General features: G+C 58.7%; 17 protein-coding genes and 1 pseudogene. 17 read left to right on the top strand and 1 reads right to left on the bottom strand.

Going from position 1 to position 22,690, the window contains the following annotated elements:
* Nucleotides 1-52 precede the first annotated feature (52 nt).
* The 13 genes and pseudogenes from modA to H4O11_RS04610 all read left to right on the top strand — a co-directional run bounded on the left by modA (nucleotide 53) and on the right by H4O11_RS04610 (nucleotide 18,118).
* Nucleotides 53-796 carry a molybdate ABC transporter substrate-binding protein gene (gene modA / locus H4O11_RS04670; RefSeq protein WP_026070511.1) on the top strand — a complete coding sequence of 248 codons (744 nt, stop codon included), beginning with the start codon at nucleotides 53-55 and terminating at the stop codon, nucleotides 794-796.
* A 3-nt stretch (nucleotides 797-799) separates the two neighbouring features.
* Nucleotides 800-1,483: a molybdate ABC transporter permease subunit gene (gene modB, locus H4O11_RS04665; protein ID WP_005413347.1), complete on the top strand. Its 684-nt coding sequence runs from the start codon at nucleotides 800-802 to the stop codon at nucleotides 1,481-1,483.
* A pseudogene (locus tag H4O11_RS04660) lies at nucleotides 1,473-2,132 on the top strand (ATP-binding cassette domain-containing protein); the annotation flags it as partial. The gene modB and the pseudogene H4O11_RS04660, both read left to right, overlap by 11 nt.
* Nucleotides 2,133-2,817: 685 nt before the next feature.
* A complete protein-coding gene (locus H4O11_RS04655; protein ID WP_026070510.1) occupies nucleotides 2,818-4,215 on the top strand; it encodes a sigma-54-dependent transcriptional regulator in 1,398 nt (465 codons plus the stop codon).
* Between the two features lie 9 nt (nucleotides 4,216-4,224).
* Nucleotides 4,225-6,246, top strand: coding sequence for a cache domain-containing protein (locus tag H4O11_RS04650; protein WP_017354487.1), 2,022 nt, complete (start codon nucleotides 4,225-4,227; stop codon nucleotides 6,244-6,246).
* A gap of 120 nt (nucleotides 6,247-6,366) precedes the next feature.
* The gene (locus H4O11_RS04645; RefSeq protein WP_227832955.1) at nucleotides 6,367-7,290 is read left to right on the top strand and encodes a bestrophin family protein; all 924 of its coding nucleotides are present in this window, start codon (nucleotides 6,367-6,369) and stop codon (nucleotides 7,288-7,290) included.
* Between the two features lie 233 nt (nucleotides 7,291-7,523).
* Complete coding sequence (gene uvrB / locus H4O11_RS04640; RefSeq protein WP_017354485.1) at nucleotides 7,524-9,503, top strand: excinuclease ABC subunit UvrB; 1,980 nt, start codon at nucleotides 7,524-7,526, stop codon at nucleotides 9,501-9,503.
* A 212-nt stretch (nucleotides 9,504-9,715) separates the two neighbouring features.
* Entirely contained in the window at nucleotides 9,716-9,991 is a 276-nt protein-coding gene (gene frmR / locus H4O11_RS04635; protein WP_017354484.1) for a formaldehyde-responsive transcriptional repressor FrmR, read from the top strand.
* Nucleotides 9,992-10,494: 503 nt separating this feature from the next.
* Nucleotides 10,495-11,823, top strand: coding sequence for a DUF3422 family protein (locus H4O11_RS04630; protein WP_026070509.1), 1,329 nt, complete (start codon nucleotides 10,495-10,497; stop codon nucleotides 11,821-11,823).
* A gap of 68 nt (nucleotides 11,824-11,891) precedes the next feature.
* Nucleotides 11,892-12,722 (top strand): S-formylglutathione hydrolase, encoded by an 831-nt coding sequence (fghA, locus tag H4O11_RS04625; protein WP_017354482.1) that lies wholly within the window; start codon nucleotides 11,892-11,894, stop codon nucleotides 12,720-12,722.
* A 15-nt stretch (nucleotides 12,723-12,737) separates the two neighbouring features.
* Nucleotides 12,738-14,042 (top strand): NAD(P)/FAD-dependent oxidoreductase, encoded by a 1,305-nt coding sequence (locus H4O11_RS04620; protein WP_026070508.1) that lies wholly within the window; start codon nucleotides 12,738-12,740, stop codon nucleotides 14,040-14,042.
* 54 nt (nucleotides 14,043-14,096) lie between these two features.
* Nucleotides 14,097-15,425: a replication-associated recombination protein A gene (locus tag H4O11_RS04615; RefSeq protein ID WP_005413341.1), complete on the top strand. Its 1,329-nt coding sequence runs from the start codon at nucleotides 14,097-14,099 to the stop codon at nucleotides 15,423-15,425.
* Nucleotides 15,426-15,466: 41 nt separating this feature from the next.
* Nucleotides 15,467-18,118 carry an excinuclease ABC subunit UvrA gene (locus H4O11_RS04610; protein ID WP_026070507.1) on the top strand — a complete coding sequence of 884 codons (2,652 nt, stop codon included), beginning with the start codon at nucleotides 15,467-15,469 and terminating at the stop codon, nucleotides 18,116-18,118.
* Between the two features lie 85 nt (nucleotides 18,119-18,203).
* Here H4O11_RS04610 and H4O11_RS04605 read toward each other — a convergent pair whose 3' ends face one another.
* The gene (locus H4O11_RS04605) at nucleotides 18,204-19,163 is read right to left on the bottom strand and encodes a LysR family transcriptional regulator (protein WP_182338201.1); all 960 of its coding nucleotides are present in this window, start codon (nucleotides 19,161-19,163) and stop codon (nucleotides 18,204-18,206) included.
* Between the two features lie 131 nt (nucleotides 19,164-19,294).
* Between H4O11_RS04605 and H4O11_RS04600 the strand changes: the two genes are divergently transcribed.
* From H4O11_RS04600 to H4O11_RS04590, 4 genes are all read left to right on the top strand, one after another.
* Nucleotides 19,295-19,702, top strand: coding sequence for a ketosteroid isomerase-related protein (locus H4O11_RS04600; RefSeq protein ID WP_017354478.1), 408 nt, complete (start codon nucleotides 19,295-19,297; stop codon nucleotides 19,700-19,702).
* 1 nt (nucleotide 19,703) lies between these two features.
* Nucleotides 19,704-20,309, top strand: coding sequence for a GNAT family N-acetyltransferase (locus H4O11_RS19320; protein WP_017354477.1), 606 nt, complete (start codon nucleotides 19,704-19,706; stop codon nucleotides 20,307-20,309).
* Entirely contained in the window at nucleotides 20,306-21,178 is an 873-nt protein-coding gene (locus tag H4O11_RS04595) for a carbon-nitrogen hydrolase family protein (protein WP_017354476.1), read from the top strand. The genes H4O11_RS19320 and H4O11_RS04595 overlap by 4 nt, the downstream gene beginning before the upstream one ends.
* A 72-nt stretch (nucleotides 21,179-21,250) precedes the next feature.
* On the top strand, nucleotides 21,251-22,540 hold the full coding sequence (locus tag H4O11_RS04590) for an NAD(P)/FAD-dependent oxidoreductase (RefSeq protein ID WP_037590709.1): 1,290 nt from the start codon (nucleotides 21,251-21,253) through the stop codon (nucleotides 22,538-22,540).
* Nucleotides 22,541-22,690 lie beyond the last annotated feature (150 nt).

The raw sequence follows: 22,690 nt of genomic DNA, 5'->3' as shown, positions 1-22,690 counted from the left end.
CAAGGATAGGCGGTGAAACCGATCTAAACCCAACCAAACGGGGAAACCAATGATGAAACGAGTTGGACTGTTGTTGCTGGGACTGCTGGCCACGGTGCCGGCCTTGGCGGCCGACCTGACGGTGTCGGCGGCATCGAGCTTGACCGAGAGCTTCCGCGAACTGGGCACCGCCTATGAGAAGGCACACCCGGGAACCAAGGTCGATTTCAACTTCGCCGCGTCCGGCGTGCTGCTGCAGCAGATCAGCCGCGGCGCGCCGGTGGATGTGTTCGCGTCGGCCGATGAAACCACGATGGACCAGGCCCAGCAGCAGGACCTGCTGGCGGCCGGCACCCGCGAGGTGTTCGCGGTGAACGCGCTGTGGGTGGTGGTGCCGCCGCAGGCCAAGGCTGCGCCGCGTACCTTGAAGGACCTGGCCGGTGCCGGTGTGCAGCGCATCGCACTGGGCAACCCGGACAGCGTGCCGGTCGGCCGCTATGCCAAGGGCGCGCTGGAAGCGGCGGGCCTGTGGCCGTCGGTGCAGGGCAAGACCATCACCACGCAGAACGTTCGCCAGTCGCTGGACTACGTGGCGCGCGGTGAAGTGGATGCCGGCTTCGTCTATGCCACCGATGCGCAGGCGATGCCTGATCGGGTGCGCCGTGCCTTCGCGGTGCCGGTGGCGGGGCGCATTGCCTATCCGTTGGCGGTGACCAAGGCCAGTGCGCAACCGGTTGAAGCCAAGCGCTTCACCACCTTCGTGCGTTCGGCACAGGGCCAGGCGATCCTGGCCAAGCATGGGTTCGGCAAGCCCTGAGGCATGGATCTCGACTGGAGCGCACTGTGGTTGTCGCTGAAGGTGGCCGGCTGGGCCACCGCGATCAATCTGGTGCTGGGCGTGGCACTGGGCGCGCTGCTGGCACGTCGGCGATTTCCTGGCCGTGAGCTGCTGGATTCGCTGCTGACCCTGCCGATGGTGCTGCCGCCGACCGTGCTGGGGTATTACCTGCTGGTGCTGATCGGCCGCAACGGCCCGATCGGCGCGTGGCTGCAGTCGTGGTTCGGCATCAACCTGGTGTTCACCTGGCAGGCGGCGGTGATCGCTGCGGCGGTGGCCTCGCTGCCGCTGGTGTTCAAGCCGGCACGCGCGGCGTTCGAGGAAGTGGATGGACAGTTGGAGCAGGCCGCACGCACGCTCGGTGTGTCCGAAGCAGCGGTGTTCTTCCGCATCACGCTGCCGCTGGCGTGGCGCGGCATCCTCGCCGGCCTGCTGCTGGCGTTTGCACGCGCGATGGGCGAGTTCGGCGCGACGCTGATGGTGGCGGGCAGCATTCCCGGCCGCACGCAGACGCTGTCGATCGCCATCTACGAAGCGGTGCAGGCCGGCCAGGACGGCAAGGCCAATGCGCTGGTGATCCTGACCTCGGTGGTGTGCATCGTGATCCTGCTGCTGGCCGCGCGGCTGGTGGGCGGACGTCGCCGGGAGCTGCGTGATGTGGCTTGACCTGCAGGTGCAGCGTCGCCTGCAGGCGGCCGGCCAGGATTTCGTATTGGACGTGTCGCTGCAGTGCACGCAGCGGCAGGTGGTGCTGTTCGGGCCCTCGGGCGCGGGCAAGAGCCTGACCCTGAAGGCGGTGGCCGGGCTGCTGAGGCCGGGCCAGGGTCATGTGCGCCTACAGGGGCAGACCCTGTTCGATGCGGCCACCGGTGTGGATCTGCCGCCGCAGCACCGCCGGCTGGGCTACGTGTTCCAGGATTACGCGCTGTTCCCACACCTGAGCGTGCGCCAGAACGTGGCGTTCGGTCTGCAGAAGGGCTGGTTGAATCCGCGGGTCGGCCAGCGCTTCGATGCGGTGGAGCAGTGGTTGCACGCATTCCGCATCGATACGGTGGGTGATCTGCTGCCCTCGCAGGTGTCCGGCGGCCAGCGCCAGCGTACCGCCTTGGCACGCGCCTTGGTGACGCAGCCGCAGGCGCTGCTGCTGGATGAACCGTTCTCCGCGCTGGACCAGGATCTTCGCCAGCACTTGCGGCAGGAGCTGGAGGCCGTGCTGGACGGGGCCGGTATTCCACTGCTGCTGATCAGCCATGATCCCAACGACATTGAGATATTTGGGGGCCAGATCGCCTGCATCGAAAATGGGCGACTGATCTCTCCTCCCGGCTCGCGTCAGAGGCCGACCCGTCAGCCCCGCCTTCTACCATCCTTAGTCGGCTCCCCAACAAGCCCGGGTCTTGAGGGGAAGAGCAACCATCAGTCAGTCGGAGACTCAGAGAGTCCAAAGCCACGATACATCTGCCCGCGAGCCGCGCAAATGGGAGACGACCCTGGTGCATAGGCATCTCTATGCCGGTAGGCGAGCGGTAGGGCCTGGACCTTCTTGCAAGGCGGATCGACTCGCCCGCGCTTGGCCGCGCTGCGTGGCTCCGGCCGAGGCGGGGACAACGCGCACCCAGCGCTTCCCATATGGCCGAATTGGCGTAATGATCCGCTCGAAGGGAGCGAGACTTCTCCAGCCTCCCGTGGCGACCGACCGCCGAGGGGCTTGGAGGGGCACGGAGGCCATTGGCGCTCTGGGCAATATGGCGAGGAGCCCCCGGTCCGTTTGGCCACCAAGAGGTCGATACTAGGCTCGTAGGGCAAGAGTTCCGGATTGGCATATGACTGAGGTCGACAGCATTGAACGTCTCAGACTGGCCTTTGGTGCACAACGTCCTACGTCGTGAGAGGGGGTGTTTTGTTCGATATGTCACCCGTCATCTAGCGGTCGAAAGATCGAAATGAACTCGAACACGAATCGACGGAACTAGCCACGCTTCAATTGTACTGAGGGAAACATGACGCCAAAGAGCGCCAACCAATCTTCCGAAGAGCGCGCAAACGGCGATCTTGCATGGCCGGACCTTGCGCGCTCATCGATACTGATCGTTGACGACGAACCTGGCATGCGTAGCTTCTTGGTTCGTGCCTTGCGACCGCGATGCAAAGTTGTGGAAGCTGCAGCTGACACCATTGAAGCGGAGCAGCATCTGACGGAGCGCCACTTTGACATCGTGATTGTGGACAACGTGTTGCCAGGGAAGAGTGGCATCGCGTGGCTGGAGGACCAGCGCAGGGGAGGGGTCTTGGCCGACTTCATTCTGATTACTGCGTACGCAGACTTGGATTCCGCTATCGGCGCTATCCGCGCGGGAGCGGCTGATTTTCTTCTCAAGCCTTTCAGAACCAATCAGTTGCTGGCCGCTATATCGCGCTGCCTGGAACGCGGTCGCCTACGGCGGGAGAATGCCATTCTCCGTCACGAGCTACATGGCTCCGGTGCACCAGCTGCGCTTCGAGACAGGCTCACAGGTAGCTCGCGTGCGATTCAGGCCACCAAGGATCTGATCGCGAAGGTCGCACCACTGCCCAGTAGCGTGCTGTTCACTGGAGAATCCGGCTCTGGAAAGGAGGTTGCCGCAAGATCGCTGCACGCGTTGTCCGCACGGGCATCTCATCCTTTCATTCCAATAAATTGTGCAGCTGTTCCCAGCGAGTTGATTGACGTTGAACTGTTCGGGAGTCTCAAAGGAACGTTCAGTGGAGCGAACTCGTCTCGCCAAGGACTGGTCGCCTATGCAGAAGGCGGAACATTGCTGTTTGACGAAGTCGCTGATCTTCCCTTGGCTCTCCAAGGAAAGCTGCTAAGGATGCTTGAAGATAGACGGATACGACCAGTTGGCGCAGATCGGGAGATTCCGATCGATGTCAGATTCATCTTCTCAACCAACAAGAATTTGGTTGCGGAAGTGAAGAATGGAACATTCCGGTCGGATCTCTACTATCGCATCAACGTTCTCGAGGTGTCGCTTCCTCGCCTTCATGACCGCGGCGCTGATGTGTTGGAGCTGGCGGCGGGCTTCATGCGTGAGCTGGGGCTGCAGCTTGGCCTTCAACCGATTCCGATCGACGAAAGGATCCGGGCATATCTTCAGAGCTACTCGTGGCCCGGGAACGTCCGCGAGCTTCACAACTACGTTGAGCGTAGCCTGATACTCGGACACTTTCCGACTCAGCTTGAGCGGTTGGAGTCACTCTCTGACCCACGAAGCCGGCTGCTCTCGGAGGTCGAGCGCAGGCACATCCTTGCAGTGCTTCGTGAGACTGGCGGAGATCGCGAAAGAGCGGCCACGATCTTGGGCATATCGCGAAAGACGATTGATCGTAAGTGCTCCAGTTGGAATGTATCAGCCTAGGAATCTGCAATGAACCGAGCGCGCTCAGTTCGCTTCCGCCTGCTTCTAATCGCGATCCTTCCAATGTTTGTGATCCTGCCGGCTATCGTCGGCGGACTCATCTACCAATGGGATTTGCGCTTCGACCGACTGCTCGCCTCGAAGGTTGGCGGGGACCTGAAAGTTGCGGGACAGTACATGAACCAGCTGCTCGTCAACGACCGCGCGACGCTGGCTGCGATTGCTGATTCGCAGAGCTTCCATGGCGTCATTAGCCAGGGGGTCAACAAGAATGCAGAGCTTGGCAGCCTACTAGCGTCGAAAGCCCAAGGTGGTTCACTAGACTTCATCGCACTGTTGGATTCAAACGGTCGCTTGTTGGCTAGTAGTGAGCCGGCCTCGCCAGCTGAGCTTGACTTGGACTGGTCAGTCATCGAAAAGGCCCTGAAGGGAGCGTCCAGCGTGGAGGTGGGGGTGGTAAGCCGGGACGATCTGATGGAGATCTCCCCAAAGCTCGCCGCACGGGCCGAGGTCATTCGTCCGCATAACGCAAGGAATCCTGTCGATTCGGCCCAGAGTGAGAAGCGGGGCCTAATGATTCAAGCTGCAACGCCGGTTGCACTTCCAAACAATCAGGTTGGCGTCTTGATTGCGGGTACTCTGCTGAACCACAACACCGAGTTCATCAAGCAGATCACTGATCTTGTCTACCGAGATAAGGCCCTGCGTACTGGCGCAACAGGGATAGCCTCCATCTTCCTTGGTGATACCCGCATCAGCACCAACGCGTTGTTGGCGGGAGGGAACCCAGCGTCGGGGACACGGGTGTCTTCTGAAGTGGCCGAGGCCGTGCTGGGCCAGGGAAAGACCTGGCAGGCGAGAGCCTACGTAGTCAATGATTGGTACATTGCCGGCTATATGCCCATTCTCAATGGCCGGGGCGTACCTATTGGTATGCTCTTCGTGGGCTTTCTGGAGGAGCCATTCACCACCGCCCGTCGAAATTCCATCGGAGCGATCGTGTTCGGTTGCCTCCTTGTTGCAGTCATCACCGTACCCCTTTTTCTGTACATCGCTCGCGGCGTGTTCAAGCCACTTGAGCGGATGGATCAGGCAATTGGACGGGTCAAGGCGGGCGACCGCAGTGCTCGCTCCGGAGCAGGGGCATCCAATGATGAAATCGGACGTGTCGCTTCGCACTTGGACCAGCTGCTCTGTCAGCTGGAAGAGAAGGAACGGCAGCTGGTCGCCTGGAACGAGGAGCTCAATTCCAGGGTAGAGGAGCGAACTGCTGGTCTCGCACTAGCCAATAGACGGTTGGAAGAGACGACCCAGCACCTGATTGTCACTGAGAAGCTGGCAACAATTGGCGAGATCGCAGCAGGAATAGCGCACGAGATCAACAATCCGCTTGCCGTCATGCAGGGGAACCTCGAGCTTCTGCGTGACTCGATCAGGGAGCCCGAGGGTCAAGGGTTTGGAGAAGAGATTGACCTCATTGAGGATCAAATTGGGCGTATCAGCACCATTGTTTCCAAGTTGCTGCAGTTCTCCAAGCCCAGTGAGTACTCCGGTCATAGTGAGCTGTTAGAGCCTGCCACGCTGATGTTGGAGACGCTGCCCCTGATTCAACACCTCATCAAGCGCCATCCCGTGAAGATAGAGAAGAACTTCCTGTCCACACGGCTCGTAACGGGCAATCGGGGCGAGCTGCAGCAAATTCTTGTGAACCTCCTGATCAATGCAATCTATGTCATGCAGAAGGGCGGAACGCTGGGATTGGCGACGTTGGACGTTGACGACGTTCATGGTCACCCTGGCGTCGCTTTGCGAGTCTCAGATACTGGAAGCGGCATTCCTCAGGACATTCTGGTCCGAATTTTTGAGCCATTCTTTACGACCAAACATCGTCAAGGTACTGGGCTGGGTCTTTCCATCAGTCAGATGCTTGCCAACCGCCACGGTGGCAGCCTGTCGGTAGTGAGAACCGGCCTGACAGGGACGGTCATTGAACTATGGATGCCCGAGGCTGCCGACGATGAACTGCTTTAGACCTGCTGTAGCAGTGTCATGCGAACGGCGTGATGTCATTCGCATTTCGAACTCAAGTGGAAGGAATTTGTTGCCTAGGCGTATCGACGCCAGCAGTCGATCAATGAATCAGAGGTTGGCATGACACACCGTCTCCCAGATGTTGAAACGAGAATGCGAAGGCAGCCGACGTTGTGGGACGTTGCGTTTGCCGTCAGGGGTACCATCCTGCCCAGGATCGCATTGCATCTACTACTGATTAGCATTGTGACCGCAGGAGCGGTGCTCGCATCAACGGAGCATCCAGGAATCTTTGCTCGCTTCAGTGCCGTTCCGTTCACGCTCATTGGTATCGCACTTTCCGTATTCATGAGCTTTCGAAACAACGCTTGCTACTCCAGATGGTGGGAGGCGAGGCACCTTTGGGGTGACCTGGTCATAGCGTGTCGCTCAATAGCCAGGCAGACGTCCCTGCTGGATCCAAACAGCCGAGCACAGATCCTGCGAGGCCTGTGTGGCTTCAGTGCTGGCCTCTATTCTCGACTGCGCCGGGCCGACGAAGCCCATGCGATCGCACCTTGGTGGGATATTGGCAAGGCATCACAAGGCCCGAATCCGACGGACGCTGTGCTCCAGGGCATTGGCTTGAAGCTTGCCCATCTGGCTCATGAGGGAAGGATCGACTCGATTCAGTACTCGGTGATGGATAAGCAGCTTGCCAACTTGGCTCGTATCCAGGGGGGGTGCGAGAGGATACTCAATACTCCGATTCCATTCTCGTATTCGCTGCTGCTTCACCGGACTGCGATCGTATTCTGCACAACACTTCCTTTTGCGCTGGCAGGAACATTGGGGTGGTGGACCTTTTTACCGGTGCTCATTGTGGCGTACACGTTTTTTGGTCTCGATGCGCTGGGCCGTCAGCTGGAGGAGCCATTCAGTTCCGCGCCGAACGCGCTCCCGATCTACTCAATGCAGAGGACGATCGAGACAGAGCTAATGTCAACGCTGGCTCTGACTGCGGTCGATCAGGAGTCGGTACAGCAGCCAGGTAGGGAGGAGTGAGGCGTGAGCGGAGGGCGGCGGGTGCACTTCTGAGGCCGCTCCGGCATGTAACGACATGCCAGCTCACGCCCTAGCGCTAGTCAGGCATGGGTTGCCAGGCTCACCTGAAAGGAACTCGCCCAAAGATAGCATTCGTACAGCCCCCTTGGTTCCGCTCGCACATATGGGATGGAGTCTGTGAGACGGGAATAGTTCCTCTAACGATCAAGAATGAGCCAGTAGGAGCGTAAGTGATGTCAACAGATATGTTCGTAATGCATTCGGATCATACGCCGGCCGGGGATCAACCCGAAGCGATTGCCAGGCTAATTGCTGGCATCGAGGAGGGAGCAACACATCAGACCTTGAAGGGAATTACAGGGTCAGGGAAGACCTTCACGATGGCCAATGTGATCCATCGGCTGAAGCGACCCACGCTCATTCTTGCGCCAAACAAGACGTTGACTGCTCAGCTCTACGGGGAGATGAAGGCGCTGTTCCCCGAGAACGCCGTGGAGTATTTCGTTTCCTACTACGACTTCTTCCAGCCAGAGGTCTATATCCCAGGTAGCGATCGTTACATCCAGAAAGACTCAGCCATCAATGATCACCTTGAGAGGCTTCGACTATCGACTACGAAGTCTCTGATTGAGCGTAGAGACGTGATTGTTGTCGCTTCGGTGTCCTCAATCTATGGACTGGGAGACCCACAGAGCTACCGGGATCTGCAGGTTGAGCTTGCGCTTGGAATCGAACTGGATCAGAGGGACTTCCTGCGTCGGCTTGCATCGCTTCAGTACGACAGGACTGAGCGGACCCTGAAGCGTGGCACGTTCCGTGTGTCTGGCGATGTGGTCGATATTTTTCCCGCCGACTCTGAGTACAAGGCAATTAGAGTAGAGCTCACGGACGAGGGGAGAGTGCAGTCGCTCACCTGGATTGATGCGGTTACAGGGAAGAAGCTTGGCGATGAGACGCGCTACCTCGTTTCTCCAAAGACACTCTTCGCAAGCCCCAAAACAGAAATCAATGAGGCTACGAAGGCCATCCTCAAGGATTTGGAGGCCAGGGTGACGGAGCTCAACGCATCTGGTCGAATCGTTGAGGCAAATAGGCTTTACGAGAAGATCACGAACGACGTGGAGATGATGAGGGAGCTGGGATATTGCTCTGGCATGGAGAACTACTCCAGTTACCTGAACTCGAAGCCTTCAGGAGCTAGGCCGACGACACTCATGGACTACCTCCCGAAGGATGGCCTGCTATTTGTTGATGAGTCGCACGTCATGGTTCCTCAGATCGAGGCGATGTTCAGGAGCGATCAGAGCAGGAAGGATACTCTAATCGAGTACGGGTTCCGTCTACCTTCGGCGATGAACAACAGACCGCTTAGCTTCTCTGAGTTTGAAGCCATCAAGCCCCAGACGATCTTCGTTTCGGCTACGCCTGGCGCCTATGAGATTGGGAGATCCAAGGGAAGATTGATTGACCAGCTCATCAGGCCCACTGGCTTGCTCGATCCGCTGGTAGAGGTGAGGCCGAGGGAGGGCTACAGGCACGATCTTCTGTCAGAGATCGCCCGTTGTGTACGAGAGGGCGACAGGGTCTTGGTGACCACGCTGACAAAGGTGTCTGCTGAGGAGCTGTGCGAGTTCCTCGAGGATCAAGGGGTGCGTGCGAAGTACATGCACTCGGATATCAAGGCAGAGGATCGAGTTGAGATCATCAATGGGCTGAGGGCCGGCGAGTTCGATGTGCTAGTGGGTATCAGCCTGCTGAGAGAGGGGCTCGATATTCCTGAGGCCTCTCTGGTCGCTATCGTTGATGCGGACCAGGCGGGCTTCCTTCGGTCGAGCCAGGCCCTCATTCAGATGATTGGACGAGCCGCAAGAAACTCGCGCGGTAAGGCGATCATGTATGCCGATACGATCACTAGTGCGATGCGGCAGGCCATTTCTGAGACTGATGACAGGCGACAGCATCAGATCGCGTTCAATGAGGAGTTCGGCATCACCCCGTCAACGTCTCGCGGAATGTTGGGATCAACAGAGGCTCGACCTGACCGGTCGCAAGCCCATTCAGCGGAGTTCTGCGCCAACCTAAAAGACCTCTGTGATCGAATTACATCAAAGGAGCGACAGCTTCTGGAGCTCTCTGATGCCGGGGACGAGGAGGAGATCGAGTTCGTCAGGCTGGAGCTAGACAAGCTATACCGCCAATTCATCTACATGTAACCACTCTTTCGAGTGGTGGGGCGTGGCTCCTACAGGAGCCCGCCTTTTGTGGTGTGGGGGTGGGGCGGGAGGGGTCTGTCACTGGCCTCTGGCGGCGGCTCGAAATCAGGCGCAGACTCAGTTGACGGAGTTAAAGACCCTCGCAGATTGCTAGCTTGCATACTATCGGGGAGTATAGTATCGTTCCCTCATGTGATACGGACAGGTGCGCAATGCCTCACAGCCCTCGGGAGAAAAAGCAGGCCCTTACCCGCGTACGTCGGATCAGCGGACAGGTGGCTGCATTGGAGCAGGCTCTGGAGAGCGGGGCGGAATGTGCTGCAGTACTTCAGCAGCTTGCTGCTGTGCGCGGGGCGGTCAATGGTTTGATGGCGACGGTTCTGGAGAGCTATCTGCGTGAAGAGTTCCCGCATAGCGACACCCACACCGACTCTCAAAGGAAGTCGATTGACGAGACCATCTCTATTGTCCGCTCCTATCTCCGTTAGTCAGTTCGCGACATTGCTTGATGGCGCTAGTACTAAGTAGAGGAGGCAATCTATGGGTGTCCGAACTACTTCATTTCCAAGTAGAACCCGCCATTCCTAACCCCTTCGTGGGTTAGGGCGTCACGACTAGGACGTTGAGGCCTTTCCAGGAGGCTCCAAGGCATGCTGGATGATGTCAGTCGAGTTGCGCCTGTCTGTATTTCTTGGAGCGGGCAATCTCTGTCGGCATCGTTGCCTTCGGCATCTGACTGAGTCATGGGAGGCCCTTTGAAGTGAGCTTCCAGCCTCGTTGCGACTCCCATGCGGTCCGCGCCTGGCTGGAAGGTGGGAGAGCAAGGGCCTGCGATCTATGCGGTGCTGTCCTCCCAGCTTGTTGTGGTTCCCACTACCGCCCTACACCAGAGCCGGCTCCACCACACGACCTTTCGCTGAGCTATCGCACAAGCAAGTGATAGACCTCCCGTGAGCGGTGTTTAGAAGATCATCCATTCTTGAGGCTATGTATGAATGACCCATCCGGCCTGAGCCAAGCTGCAGGCACGCCAGCAGAAGGCTACGTATATGGGATGCCGGCGCACGCGGACCGCCGCGCCGCCGTTGAGGAAGTCCATGCGCGACCGCACCTTCTCACCCAGTCTCCGCGAAGCCTTCTCCAGCTCTCCTTCATGACAGAAGGGGACATGAGTCGAGATCGTGCCGCGATCGACGATCTTTCAGGTCGTATGGGGGCTGCAGTCGAGGATCACACCACACCTCATCACGCGCTTACGTGGAATGAGGGTGATCTGCACTGCGAGAAGCACACTGAGTTCTCTTCCTACCTCTGGAGCGCACCACTGAGCTCAGAAACAGGTGAGCCTTGTGGGGACAACCCGTTTAGACAGGGATTCAAGCCGCCAGGACCCGTGATCTCGGCTGTTAGCGTCAGGCTTTTGCCTTGGACCGCGGAGGCGGAGAAGGAAATAGATTGCTTTGATCCCGTCAGCCGCTGCTACTCGCTGGTTGAGAACGGTGCCGCGGCCATTGTGACCGACTTCCGTCAAGACGAGGAAGGGCTAACCCACATGCTCATCCTTGATCGCGACCTGACTCCGGCGCGGGCAGGAGCGCTGGCGCAACGACTGCTCGAGGTCGAGACATACCGAACGCTTGCCCTCCTAGCGCTACCGCTGACTCGTTCCATGACGTCGAATCTTCGTCGCATGGAGGCGCGTCTGGCTGCAATTACTGAAGAGATGCGCAGGGCCTCCGGCGGACGTCGTGACAGTGACGTGCTCCTCTCGGATTTGACCAGCCTGGCTGCAGAGTTGGAGGCGGACGCCGCGGCAAATCTCTATAGGTTTGGTGCAAGTCGGGCTTACTACGAAATTGTTGAAGAGCGACTGGATGCGTTGGCGGAGGATCAAGTTGCCGGCTATAGCACCTGGGCGGACTTCTTGTATCGAAGGATTGCACCGGCCATGCGAACTTGCCAGTCAGTGAAGGAGCGACAGGGGAAGCTCTCAGACAAGTTGACGCGCTCGATCTCGCTCCTCCGGTCGTGGATTGATGTTGAGCTCGAGCGGCAGAACCGCGACCTACTGGCGTCCATGAATGAACGGGCGAAGGTTCAGCTGCGCCTGCAGCAGACGGTGGAAGGTTTGTCGGTGGCCGCCATCTCGTACTACGTCGTGAGTCTTCTCGCATACCTGCTCAAGGGTTTGCCTGGGACGCATGACATCGCAGCAACCGTCACTGCGATCTTGGTTCCCGCTGTATTGCTGCTGATTTGGTGGATTGTCCGAAGGATCAGGCATGCACACGGTGACTCGGCAGTCGAGGACAAGGCCTAAAGCCTCGCTTAAGGCCACATTCGATTCGCGATAGATGGCCTATCAAATTCAACTCAGAGGAAAGAACAATGGAACGCATTGAGCGTCACGCAAGCTTCGGTGGATGGCAGGACGTCTACCAGCATGAATCATCCAGCCTTGGTTGCACCATGAAGTTTGGAGTCTATCTCCCTCCGCAGGCGTCCAGCGGCCCGGTACCTGTTCTCTACTGGCTCTCTGGCCTGACGTGCACAGAGCAGAACTTCATCACCAAGTCTGCAGTGCAGCAGCTCGCTGCTGAGCATGGCATTGCCATCGTTGCTCCGGATACAAGTCCGCGCGGAGAGTCCGTCGCGGATGATCCAGCTTACGATCTCGGCCAAGGTGCGGGGTTCTACGTCAATGCCACCGAGGCACCGTGGTCCGACCACTACCGCATGTATGACTACGTTGTAAGTGAGCTGCCTGCTCTCGTTGAGAAGAACTTCCCTGTTAGCCAGGCTCGCTCAATTAGCGGCCACTCAATGGGCGGCCACGGTGCCTTGGTCATCGCTTTGCGAAATCCAGGTCGCTATCGCAGCGTATCCGCCTTCTCTCCGATCGTGGCACCCACCCAGGCTCCTTGGGGCCAGAAGGCGTTTTCGGCCTACTTGGGGGGAGATCAGGAGCAGTGGCGGCAGTATGACGCCGTGGAGCTGATTGCAGATGCAAAGGAGCGCCTGCCCCTGCTCGTGGATCAAGGGCTCAGCGATGATTTCTTGCAGAATCAGCTCCGCCCCGAACTGCTTCAAGATGCATGCGCCAAGGTGAATCATCCGCTTTCGCTGAACCTTCGCGATGGTTACGACCATAGCTACTACTTCATCTCCAGCTTCATTGCCGATCATCTCAAGCACCACGCATCGGCGCTGAACACCTAACCAAGGAGTGCTGCCGTGATCAAGACCTCCAGAAATCGTCATCAAGTTGTGATCGTTGGGGCGGGCTTCGGCGGACTGGAGGCCGCCACGCACCTTGAAGGAGTGGATGTCGATGTAACAATCATTGACCGGCGGAACTATCACTTGTTCCAGCCGCTGCTCTACCAGGTGGCTGGTGCGTCACTGTCACCGTCGGAGATCGCATGGCCGATCCGCTATCTGTTCCGTGACCGCCCGGAGGTCAGAACCCTCATGGCGGAGGTCGAGGGTGTGGATAAAGCTGCCCGCCAAGTGATCCTTCAGGACGGCACTCGATACCCTTACGACACCCTTGTGCTCGCTACGGGAGCAACACATGCCTACTTTGGGCATGACGAATGGTCGAAGTACGCTCCAGGCCTGAAGAGCCTGGAGGATGCAACAACCATTCGAGGCAGGATCTTGAGCGCGTTCGAGCAAGCGGAGCTCTGCAATGATCCCGAGGTTCGAGAGGCCCTTCAAACCTTTGTGATCATTGGTGGTGGGCCTACAGGTGTCGAGCTTGCCGGAACCATCGCGGAGCTGGCGCGTGGCACGCTGCAGGATGACTTTCGGTCAGTTGATCCCAGCAAAACCCGGGTATTTCTCATTGAGGCGGGTCCGCGGCTGCTCCCCGTCTTTCCTGAAAAGCTCTCCGAGTACACGAGGCGCGCCCTCGAGAAGCTTGGGGTATCCGTTTTGTTGGGGGCCCCTGTCACCGAGTGCGCCTCTGATGGGGTGATGCTCAATGGCAAGAAGCTGGCGGCATCCACAATCGTCTGGGCAGCGGGAGTTCAGGCGTCTCCAGCCGCACGTTGGCTCGACACCGAATCAGATCGGGCGGGGCGCGCAATCGTCGGCCCTGATCTAACGGTGCCTGGTTCCCCCAACATTTTCGTGATCGGGGACACTGCTTCATCAGCCACTGCGGACGGAAAGACCGTTCCTGGAATCGCGCCGGCGGCCAAGCAGCAAGGCAAGTACGTCGCGGGCCAGATTGAAGGGCTGATAACAGGGGCGCGGAGGACCGCTGCATTCAAGTACCGGCACCAGGGCAACCTCGCCACGATTGGACGCAGCCTTGCAGTAATCGATATGGGGAAGCTAAAGCTGAGCGGAGGAATCGCATGGTGGATCTGGAAGCTCGCTCACATCTACTTCCTTATCGGAGTGCGAAATCGCCTGAGCGTCGCAATGAGCTGGGTATGGAATCACAGCGTTGGATACAGAGGGGCTCGCATCATCCTCCGTGAAAAAGCAAGCAATGCCACAAGCGGCTCATTGGATGGGAAGCTGAAATAGGGGCCAAGACGCTCTGAATGCACACTCGCAACTGACTTCCCGAAGGAGAACACCTTGGCAGATCTATTCACAGCGAAACCAAGGGCACCACTGGCCGAACTGCTACGACCGAAGTCTCTCGACGAGTTCGTTGGGCAGCAACACCTGCTGGGGCCGGGGAAGCCTTTGCGTCTTGCCTTTGAAGCAAGAAGTCTGCACTCCTTCATCATGTGGGGGCCCCCGGGCGTCGGTAAGACCACCCTGGGGCGCCTCGCAGCGATGGTGACTGACAGTCACTTCATTGCGATCTCCGCCGTACTCGCCGGGGTAAAGGACATCAGGCAGGCCATTGATGATGCGCGGGCCGAACTCGACGTCCGCGGTCGCTCCACGGTACTTTTCGTCGACGAAATTCACCGGTTCAACAAGGCCCAGCAGGATGCGCTGCTACCTCACGTTGAATCAGGGCTACTCACGCTGGTGGGCGGCACCACAGAGCATCCAGGACTGGCCGTTAACTCGGCGCTGCTTTCGCGCGCGCAGGTGTACACACTTGAGCCTCTGTCTGACGCAGATCTTGAGAAGCTCTACGAACGCGCCAGACCTCACTTGCGAGGCGTTGACCTCTCCGATCCCGCATTGCAGCTGCTGAAGGGCTTCGCTGATGGTGATGGCCGCAGATTCCTGAATCTTCTCGAGCAGGTCTCAACTGCGGCCTCTGAGAAGCGGGTGGAAGAGGTGGATCTTGAGTTTGCCAAGCGCTCCACCAGCCCGTCACTGCGTCGATTCGATAAGGGCGGGGACGAGTTCTATTGGCAGCTCTCCGCGTTTCACAAATCACTGCGTGGCTCTGATCCCGACGCCTCCCTCTACTGGCTAGCGCGCATTCTGGATGGGGGCGGGGACGTGAGCCAGGTCACACGTCGAATGATTGTTATGGCAAGCGAAGATATCGGAAATGCTGATCCGGGCGCTCTGCACTTGGCCATCCACGCTGCGCAGGCGTATGAGCGACTTGGCTCTCCTGAAGGTGAAATTGTCTTGGCCCAGGCTGCGACCTATCTGGCGCTCTCCCCCAAGTCGAATGCGTCCTATGCGGCTTGGGATCTAGCAAGGGCCTTCGTCAAGGAGCACGGATCATTACCAGTTCCCATGCATCTTCGGAATGCTCCAGCGAAGCTTATGAGGCAGATGGGGTATCGACAAGCATATCGCTACGCGCATCATGAGCCAGACGGCTACGCAGCTGGACAGACGTACCTGCCGGAGGGTGTGGAGAGGCCGAACTGGTATCGGCCCACTGATCGGGGAGCTGAGCGCGCCTTGGCTGAGAGACAGGCATGGCAGCGAGCCTTGGATGAAGAGGCATCGCAAACCGAAGCCGATCCCTCTTCGGGCCAGTGATCCAGCTGAACTTAACGTCTACAACCTACAGAGACATGCACATGCCAAACGCCACATTCGGTGAAGCTTCCTGCAGTGTCGCAGCAAGCGGCCTTGTAGAGGTGCGCGGTGCGCGTGAGAACAACCTTAGAGACGTTGATGTCTCAATTCCTCGCAACGCACTGGTCGTCTTTTCCGGTGTATCCGGTTCCGGGAAGTCATCTCTTGCATTCGGGACAATCTATGCGGAAGCTCAAAGGAGGTACTTTGAGTCCGTTGCTCCCTATGCTCGACGCCTAATCGATCAGGCAGGCGTCCCTGATGTTGACTCCATCGATGGACTCCCGCCGGCAGTAGCGCTGCAGCAGCAGCGTGGTGCCAGCAATGCGCGATCTTCGGTGGGTAGCGTCACCACGCTATCCAGCCTCATTCGTATGATGTATTCCCGCGCGGGAGCATATCCGGCTGATCAGCCTATGCTTTATGCCGAGGACTTCTCACCCAATACTCCCCAGGGCGCATGCGCGACCTGCCATGGCCTTGGCCATGTGTACGAGGTGACAGAGGCCCTCATGGTGCCGGATCCAAAGCTGAGCATCCGTGAGCGTGCCATTGCTTCGTGGCCACCTGCATGGCACGGGCAGAACCTTCGCGACATTCTGGTGACGCTGGGCTACGACATTGATAGGCCTTGGAAGGACCTTCCCAAGAAAGACCGCGATTGGATTCTGTTTACCGAGGAGTCGCCCACTGTGCCGGTCTATGCTGGGTTCACGCCGGCGGAGACGCGTGCGGCCCTGAAGCGTAAAACTGAGCCGAGCTACATGGGAACCTTCACTGGCGCCCGTAGGTATGTCCTGCACACGTTTGCTAACACGCAAAGTGCCCTGATGAGGCGCCGCGTATCGCGATACATGGAGGGTAAGCTTTGTCCCACCTGCCATGGCAAGCGCCTTAAGGCAGAGTCGCTGTCAGTGACATTTGCGGGTGTGGACATTGGTCAATTCATGCAGATGCCTCTTGACCAACTGGCTTCCCTGCTCGAGCCCATTTCTCAAGGAGACTTCAGTGCTCATGCTGGCGGGGGCAAGGCGAACAAGGAAGCCACCCGTCGTGATCGCGCCGATAGGGCGGCCAGTGGGCGGGCGGTCCACGCGGTGTCTCCTGACGTCCGCCGCACCTCAGCGCTGTCGGAGGAGAAGCGCCTGGCCGCGCAGCGCCTCGCTAGTGGAGTGATGAGCCGAATCAGTCAGTTGCGTGGCCTTGGGCTTGGCTATCTAACTTTGGATCGCGCTACGCCGACATTGTCCGCTGGCGAGCTGCAGCGATTGAGACTCGCCACGCAGTTGAGCTCGCTGCTCTTTGGCGTGGTGTACGTGTTGGACGAGCCGTCGGCAGGTCTTCATCCCTCCGACAGCCAGGCTCTCTATGACGCCTTGGACCGCCTCCGCGACGGTGGTAATTCCGTATTTGTTGTGGAGCACGATCTGGAGCTGATGCGCCGTGCCCAGTGGTTGGTGGATGTTGGGCCTGAGGCGGGAGAGCGGGGCGGCAAAGTGCTCTACAGCGGAGAGCCGGATGGTCTTCGTGACATCGACGAGTCACGTACCGCGTTGTACCTCTTTGACAAGGTCCCGCCCCCTAGTGGCCAAGAGCGTCAAGCGAGTGGTTGGCTGGAACTTCAGGGCATCCAGCGTCACAACCTGAAGCGCATTGATGCGAAGATACCTCTGGGCATCCTCACCGCGGTGACCGGGATTTCGGGATCGGGCAAGTCCAGCCTCGTCGCCCAAGCGTTGCCGGAGCTGATGATGCTTCAACTTGGACACGAGCCTGAAGACGACGCGGTGGAAACGGGGGCAGCAGACGGGCCAACCGTCATCGAGACGACAGGGGGACACCTCGGCGGAGATGTCGATGCTATTCAGCGTCTCGTCCAGGTTGATCAGAAGCCAATCGGACGGACGCCGCGATCGAATCTCGCGACTTACACCGGCCTTTTCGATCATGTTCGAAAGCTGTTTGCCGCAACACCAGATGCGCGGCGTCGACGTTACGACGCAGGTCGATTCTCCTTCAACGTGGCCAAGGGACGTTGTGAGACGTGCGAAGGGGAGGGGTTCGTGAGCGTCGAGCTGCTGTTTATGCCTAGCGTCTATGCACCGTGCCCAACGTGCCACGGTGCGCGATACAACGAAGCTACGCTGAAGGTGCTTTGGAACGGTAAGAACATTGCAGACGTTCTGCGGATGACTGTCGAGGATGCACGTGAATTCTTTGGCGATGAGGACGCGATCGCTCGCCCACTTCAGTTGCTGAAGGAGATTGGCCTTGGATACCTTCGACTGGGCCAGCCGGCTACCGAGCTATCGGGTGGTGAAGCGCAGCGCATCAAGCTGGCCACAGAGCTTCAACGAAGCCAGCGCGGGCGGACACTGTATGTCCTGGATGAACCCACTACGGGCCTCCATGCCTCGGACGCGGATAGGCTGCTTGTGCAGCTCCAGCGGCTCGTTGATGCCGGCAATACGGTGGTCATGATTGAGCACGACATGCGTGCCGTTGCTCAGGCGGATTGGGTAATCGACGTGGGTCCAGGTGCCGGTGATGCGGGCGGGCAGATCGTGGCGGCAGGAACTCCAAAACAGGTCGCTCGCGTGAAGAGAAGCCGTACCGCCCCCTTCTTGGCTGAGGAACTCGCCCGCGCGGGTTGACCCGACGCTCTTTTGGCCACCATGAGCGTCCCTGGCGCTCATGGCGGCCAGATCCCGTATCAGAGAGCGGCCAAGCGACTCGGCATTAGCGCTTCCCTGCTTTGGATGGCGTTAGGGCCGAGGTGGGGGAGGGCGCCATCTGCGTAAGGCTTGGTAGTGCTCCGACGGCGGAATGGAGTGCATCGAAAACTACTCTGACGCGAGGTGAGACTGGGCCGCGTTGAGGCCGATAGACGTACAAGCCCCACGGCGCAGGATCGAATTCTTCCATCACACGCTGCAGAACACCTGACTGAATGAGTGGGGCAGCCATGTAATCAGCAAGTTGGGCAAACCCCAAGCCCGCAATGACCCCTGCCATCTCCATGTCGGCATTGTCTGCAATGAAGACCGGTGCTGTCGGCGCCACCTGTACGCCTCCAGCCAGGTACCAGCGCCAGGGCCTGCCTGTATTGATGTCCACCGATGCAACCAGTGGAAACCGCGAGAGCTCGCTAGTCTCCGCTGGTGCTCCGATTCTCTCTACAAGTGCGGGGGAGCCAACGATGTGCAGTCGCATCTCTCCTGCCTTCTTCGCAATGAATCTGCTATCACGCATGAAGCCGACGCGGATTCCGACATCGATCCCTTCATCGACAGCGTCTGCAACCCGATCGCTTAAGCGAACGTCCAAGACAATTCCCGGGTGACTTTGGGTCACTGTATCCAAGGCGGCAAGAACTGCCCTGGAGCCCATGCTGTGAGGGGCACTAATTCGGACTGTGCCCACAATCTGTGAGGCCGTCGCCTTGGTTCGCGGGCGCCACAGCTTGTCTAAGCCCTCAAGCGCCGGCCGCAGCTGATGTAAGAGATCCTCCCCAAAGGCCGTGATGCGAACCTGGCGTGTGCTTCGGTGGAACAACAGCTCCCCGTAATGACTTTCAAGGGCCTGTATCGCTCGGGTGATGGCCTGAGGAGAGCTTCCCAGTCGAACAGCGGCCTCACGAAAGCTCGGCGCCTCAGCCGCGGCCCTAAACGTCTTTAGAAGATCCAGCTCGCTGTTCATCTCAAGGCCCCCATGGTCGTTGGGCTCATATTATTCCATTTCAGGGAATTATGAAATCCTATCAATTCCATATACAACAATTCTTCAGGTCTCCAGAATTCCTCCACACCCTCACCTGACCGGAGAACCTGATGAGCAAGTTCAACTACATCGAAGAGTACTACCAGGCATTCAACCGCGGTGATCGCGACGCGATGCTCTCGATGCTCACTGATGACGTTGTGCACGATCTAAATCAGGGGAGTCGCGAAGTAGGGATCGACGCATTCCGCGCGTTCCTGAGCCGCATGGATTCCTGCTACAGCGAGCAGCTTCACGACATCGTGGTGATGTACAGCAGCGATGGTGCGCGTGCCGGCGCGGAGTACGTGGTGCACGGACTCTACCACCACACGGACGAAGGTCTCCCTGCAGCGGCAGGGCAGATCTATGTTCTTCCCGGTGGCGCGTTCTTTGACATCCGTGATGGAAAGATTGCGCGCGTCACCAACTACTACAACCTGGAGGACTGGATTTCCCAGGTCCACAAGGCGCCCTGAAATGGCTACCAACGTGCGAGTAGAGGTACTGGTCGGCACCGAAATCGAGGACTGGCTCGATCGCGTCGCTCAGTTGCGGATCGAGATATTCAGTAGCTATCCCTACCTGTACGAAGGAGACATGGACTATGAGCGTCACTACCTCCGCAATTATGCGACGTCTGACGGGGGCATCGTTGTCCTGGCCAGGGATGGAAGGGACGTTGTAGGTGCATCGACTGGCCTTCCTTTGTTGAGCGCCGATGCCGCTTTCATTCGTCCCTTCCAGGAGCACGGTCCCCGGCCAGAAGAAGTCTTCTACTGCGGGGAGTCCGTACTGAGGCCGGAGTACAGAGGAGCTGGCTTGGGCCACGTCTTCTTTGATCGAAGAGAGGAGCAAGCCCGACGAAAGGGCTTCAAGTGGTCTTCTTTCGCGTCGGTGGTTCGGTCGGAGACTGATCCGCTTAGGCCACCTGGATATCGAAGCAATGAAGGCTTCTGGACTCGCCGTGGGTATGCACAACAGAGCGCGATGAAGGTCGCTCTTCCTTGGCGGCAGCATGGGGCCACGCACGAAACCGAGCAGACACTTTCACTTTGGCTCCGTTCCTTGGAGGACGTTACATGAAGATTGCAGCAGCTAAGTACGTGATCGGTCGTCCGAAGACCTTTGCCGAGTTCGCTGCGCGCCAGCGCCGAATTCTGAATGACGCACGGGAACAAGGAGTTGAGCTTGCAGTACTTCCGGAATACCTGTCGCTGGAACTGGGTTCGACTCTTCCAGAAGCTCTTCAGCTTAGCCTGAGGTCCACCCTGGAGTCGCTCCAGATCTATCAGAGCGCATGGTGTGAGCTCTATAGCACCTTGGCTGTCGAACTGGGAATGACCATCCAGGCAGGAACGTTCCTCACCGCAACATCCCATGGGATGTATCGCAACCGTGCCTGGTGGTTCACAGCTGATGGTCGCAGCGGATGGCAGGACAAGCTTCAGCTTACTGGCTTCGAGAAGCAGGCAGTTGTCATCGAGCCTGGCGATCGCATCGCGGCGTTTGAGCAGGACGGAAAGCGTGTCGGGATTGCGGTTTGCTATGACAGCGAATTTCCGCTTCCTGTTCGCCTCCAGCAGGAGGCAGGGGTGCGCTTGCTGTTGGTGCCAAGTTGCACCGACACCGACGCCGGTGCCACCCGTGTCGATGTTGGGTGCCGAGCGCGAGCGCTTGAGAATCGGATGTTCGTGGCAAAGGCGGTCACCGCTGGCGTCGCCGACTGGAGTGAAGCGCTTGATGTCAACACCGGTGAGGCAATGATCCTCTCACCGATGGACCATGGCTTCCCCAGTGACGGCGTGCTCGCAGCGACCTCCGACGATCAGGAGTGGGCGATTGCTGACATTGACTTCGCAGCGCTCGAAGCAAGCCGTGCACGAGCGCAGGTAGCCGTCGACAAGGATTGGGATGGTCAGCTCCGCTTCCATTCCGTTGAGGTCCTGAACTAACCAACGTCTAGATGCCTGGGCCATGAAGTGCTCGTGGGCGTCGCTGGCAACTCAAATACCTGGGGAATCAAAATGCATCGTATTGTCATTGTTGGTGGTGGGGCCGGAGGGCTGGAGCTGGCTACGCAGCTGGGCCGGAAGCTCGGGCGCTCAGGGCGAGCAAAAGTCACTCTTGTCGATGCTCGGATGACGCATCTGTGGAAGCCACTTCTTCACGAGGTTGCCTCAGGCGCGTTGGATGCCGCAGAAAGTGAGCTCAACTATCTCGCCCAGGCTAGCTGGAATCACTTCCAGTTTCAGTTGGGGCGGATGACGGGTTTGGATCAGAAGTCCAGAAAGATCGAGCTTGCCCCACTGTACGATGAGGAGGGCAACGTTATTGCGCCCCGTCGCTCGATCTCCTACGACACCCTGGTGATCAGCGTGGGTAGCGGAACGAACGACTTTGGAACTCCCGGTGCAGCGGATCATTGCCTGTTCCTGGACGATCCCGATGCCGCCATTGCTTTCCAGAAGCGGCTGCTGAGCGAGTACATGGGCGCGCAAGCGCGCGGCAAGTCAGAAACACTGGAGGTTGCGATCGTCGGCGCCGGCGCCACCGGTGTCGAGCTGGCGGCCGAGCTGCGTGATGCTGCAAGGCAATTTAGCGCTTATGGGCTGGACAAGATCTCTCCCGAGAATCTGAAAATCACGCTTATCGAGGCTGGTCCGCGAGTGCTGCCAGCTCTGCCAGAGCGCGTGAGCCTGCCGGTCGCCGAGCGACTTGTACATGAAGGCGTTCGTGTCATGTGTGGCTCGGCTGTGACCCTAGTGGATGAAGAGGGCCTGCAACTCGCCAATGGCATCAAGGTTGCTGCGAGGCTGAAGGTATGGGCGGCGGGCATCCGTGCTCCCGTCTTCCTTGCATCCCTCGGGAACCTAAAGACCAATCGCATCAACCAGCTCGAGGTATCTGAAACGCTGCAGACAACGCAGGATCCGAACATCTTCGCATTCGGGGATTGTGCAGCCTGCCCGAATGGACACAGCGGTACAAACGTTCCCCCCAGGGCACAGGCCGCTCATCAGCAGGCTCACTTCCTTGCGCAGGCGATTACCCGCCGTATCGAGGGACGCCCGCTGCCCAGCTTCACCTATCGAGACTATGGATCGCTGGTGTCCCTGTCGAGGGAGGGCGCCGTTGGCACGCTGATGGGTAACCTCATGGGGTCATTCAAGGTCGAGGGCTGGCTGGCCAGGATGTTCTACATCTCACTGTATCGCATGCACCAGAGGAGCCTGTTCGGTACACGCCGGGTGGTTGCGCGCATGCTGGCAGACGCATTGGGACGGAGTACGGAGCCTCGCCTCAAGTTGCATTGATGCGGGCGAGCTGAGGGGCGGAGCTGCGAGTCAACAATTCCAACGCAAGGAATTATGAAATCCAATCTGTTCCATATACAGCAATCCATCGAAGTCCAATACTTGGTCCCAACAGCTCGCCAAGAAGAATGCTGTAGGCGCATTCGACCT

The sequence above is a fragment of the Stenotrophomonas tumulicola genome (genome assembly GCF_014117215.1).
Lineage (GTDB): Bacteria > Pseudomonadota > Gammaproteobacteria > Xanthomonadales > Xanthomonadaceae > Stenotrophomonas > Stenotrophomonas tumulicola.
Note: the sequence above shows the minus strand (reverse complement) of the source record. Positions and strands in the feature narration are given on the sequence as shown.

Excerpts from the sequence above, each read along its gene's own strand:
- modA (WP_026070511.1), top strand. The coding sequence starts at position 53 with ATGAAACGAGTTGGACTGTTGTTGCTGGGACTGCTGGCCACGGTGCCG.
- modB (WP_005413347.1), top strand. The coding sequence starts at position 800 with ATGGATCTCGACTGGAGCGCACTGTGGTTGTCGCTGAAGGTGGCCGGC.
- H4O11_RS04655 (WP_026070510.1), top strand. The coding sequence starts at position 2,818 with ATGACGCCAAAGAGCGCCAACCAATCTTCCGAAGAGCGCGCAAACGGC.
- H4O11_RS04650 (WP_017354487.1), top strand. The coding sequence starts at position 4,225 with ATGAACCGAGCGCGCTCAGTTCGCTTCCGCCTGCTTCTAATCGCGATC.
- H4O11_RS04645 (WP_227832955.1), top strand. The coding sequence starts at position 6,367 with ATGACACACCGTCTCCCAGATGTTGAAACGAGAATGCGAAGGCAGCCG.
- uvrB (WP_017354485.1), top strand. The coding sequence starts at position 7,524 with ATGTCAACAGATATGTTCGTAATGCATTCGGATCATACGCCGGCCGGG.
- frmR (WP_017354484.1), top strand. The coding sequence starts at position 9,716 with ATGCCTCACAGCCCTCGGGAGAAAAAGCAGGCCCTTACCCGCGTACGT.
- H4O11_RS04630 (WP_026070509.1), top strand. The coding sequence starts at position 10,495 with ATGAATGACCCATCCGGCCTGAGCCAAGCTGCAGGCACGCCAGCAGAA.
- fghA (WP_017354482.1), top strand. The coding sequence starts at position 11,892 with ATGGAACGCATTGAGCGTCACGCAAGCTTCGGTGGATGGCAGGACGTC.
- H4O11_RS04610 (WP_026070507.1), top strand. The coding sequence starts at position 15,467 with ATGCCAAACGCCACATTCGGTGAAGCTTCCTGCAGTGTCGCAGCAAGC.
- H4O11_RS04605 (WP_182338201.1), bottom strand. The coding sequence starts at position 19,163 with ATGAACAGCGAGCTGGATCTTCTAAAGACGTTTAGGGCCGCGGCTGAG.
- H4O11_RS04600 (WP_017354478.1), top strand. The coding sequence starts at position 19,295 with ATGAGCAAGTTCAACTACATCGAAGAGTACTACCAGGCATTCAACCGC.
- H4O11_RS19320 (WP_017354477.1), top strand. The coding sequence starts at position 19,704 with ATGGCTACCAACGTGCGAGTAGAGGTACTGGTCGGCACCGAAATCGAG.
- H4O11_RS04595 (WP_017354476.1), top strand. The coding sequence starts at position 20,306 with ATGAAGATTGCAGCAGCTAAGTACGTGATCGGTCGTCCGAAGACCTTT.
- H4O11_RS04590 (WP_037590709.1), top strand. The coding sequence starts at position 21,251 with ATGCATCGTATTGTCATTGTTGGTGGTGGGGCCGGAGGGCTGGAGCTG.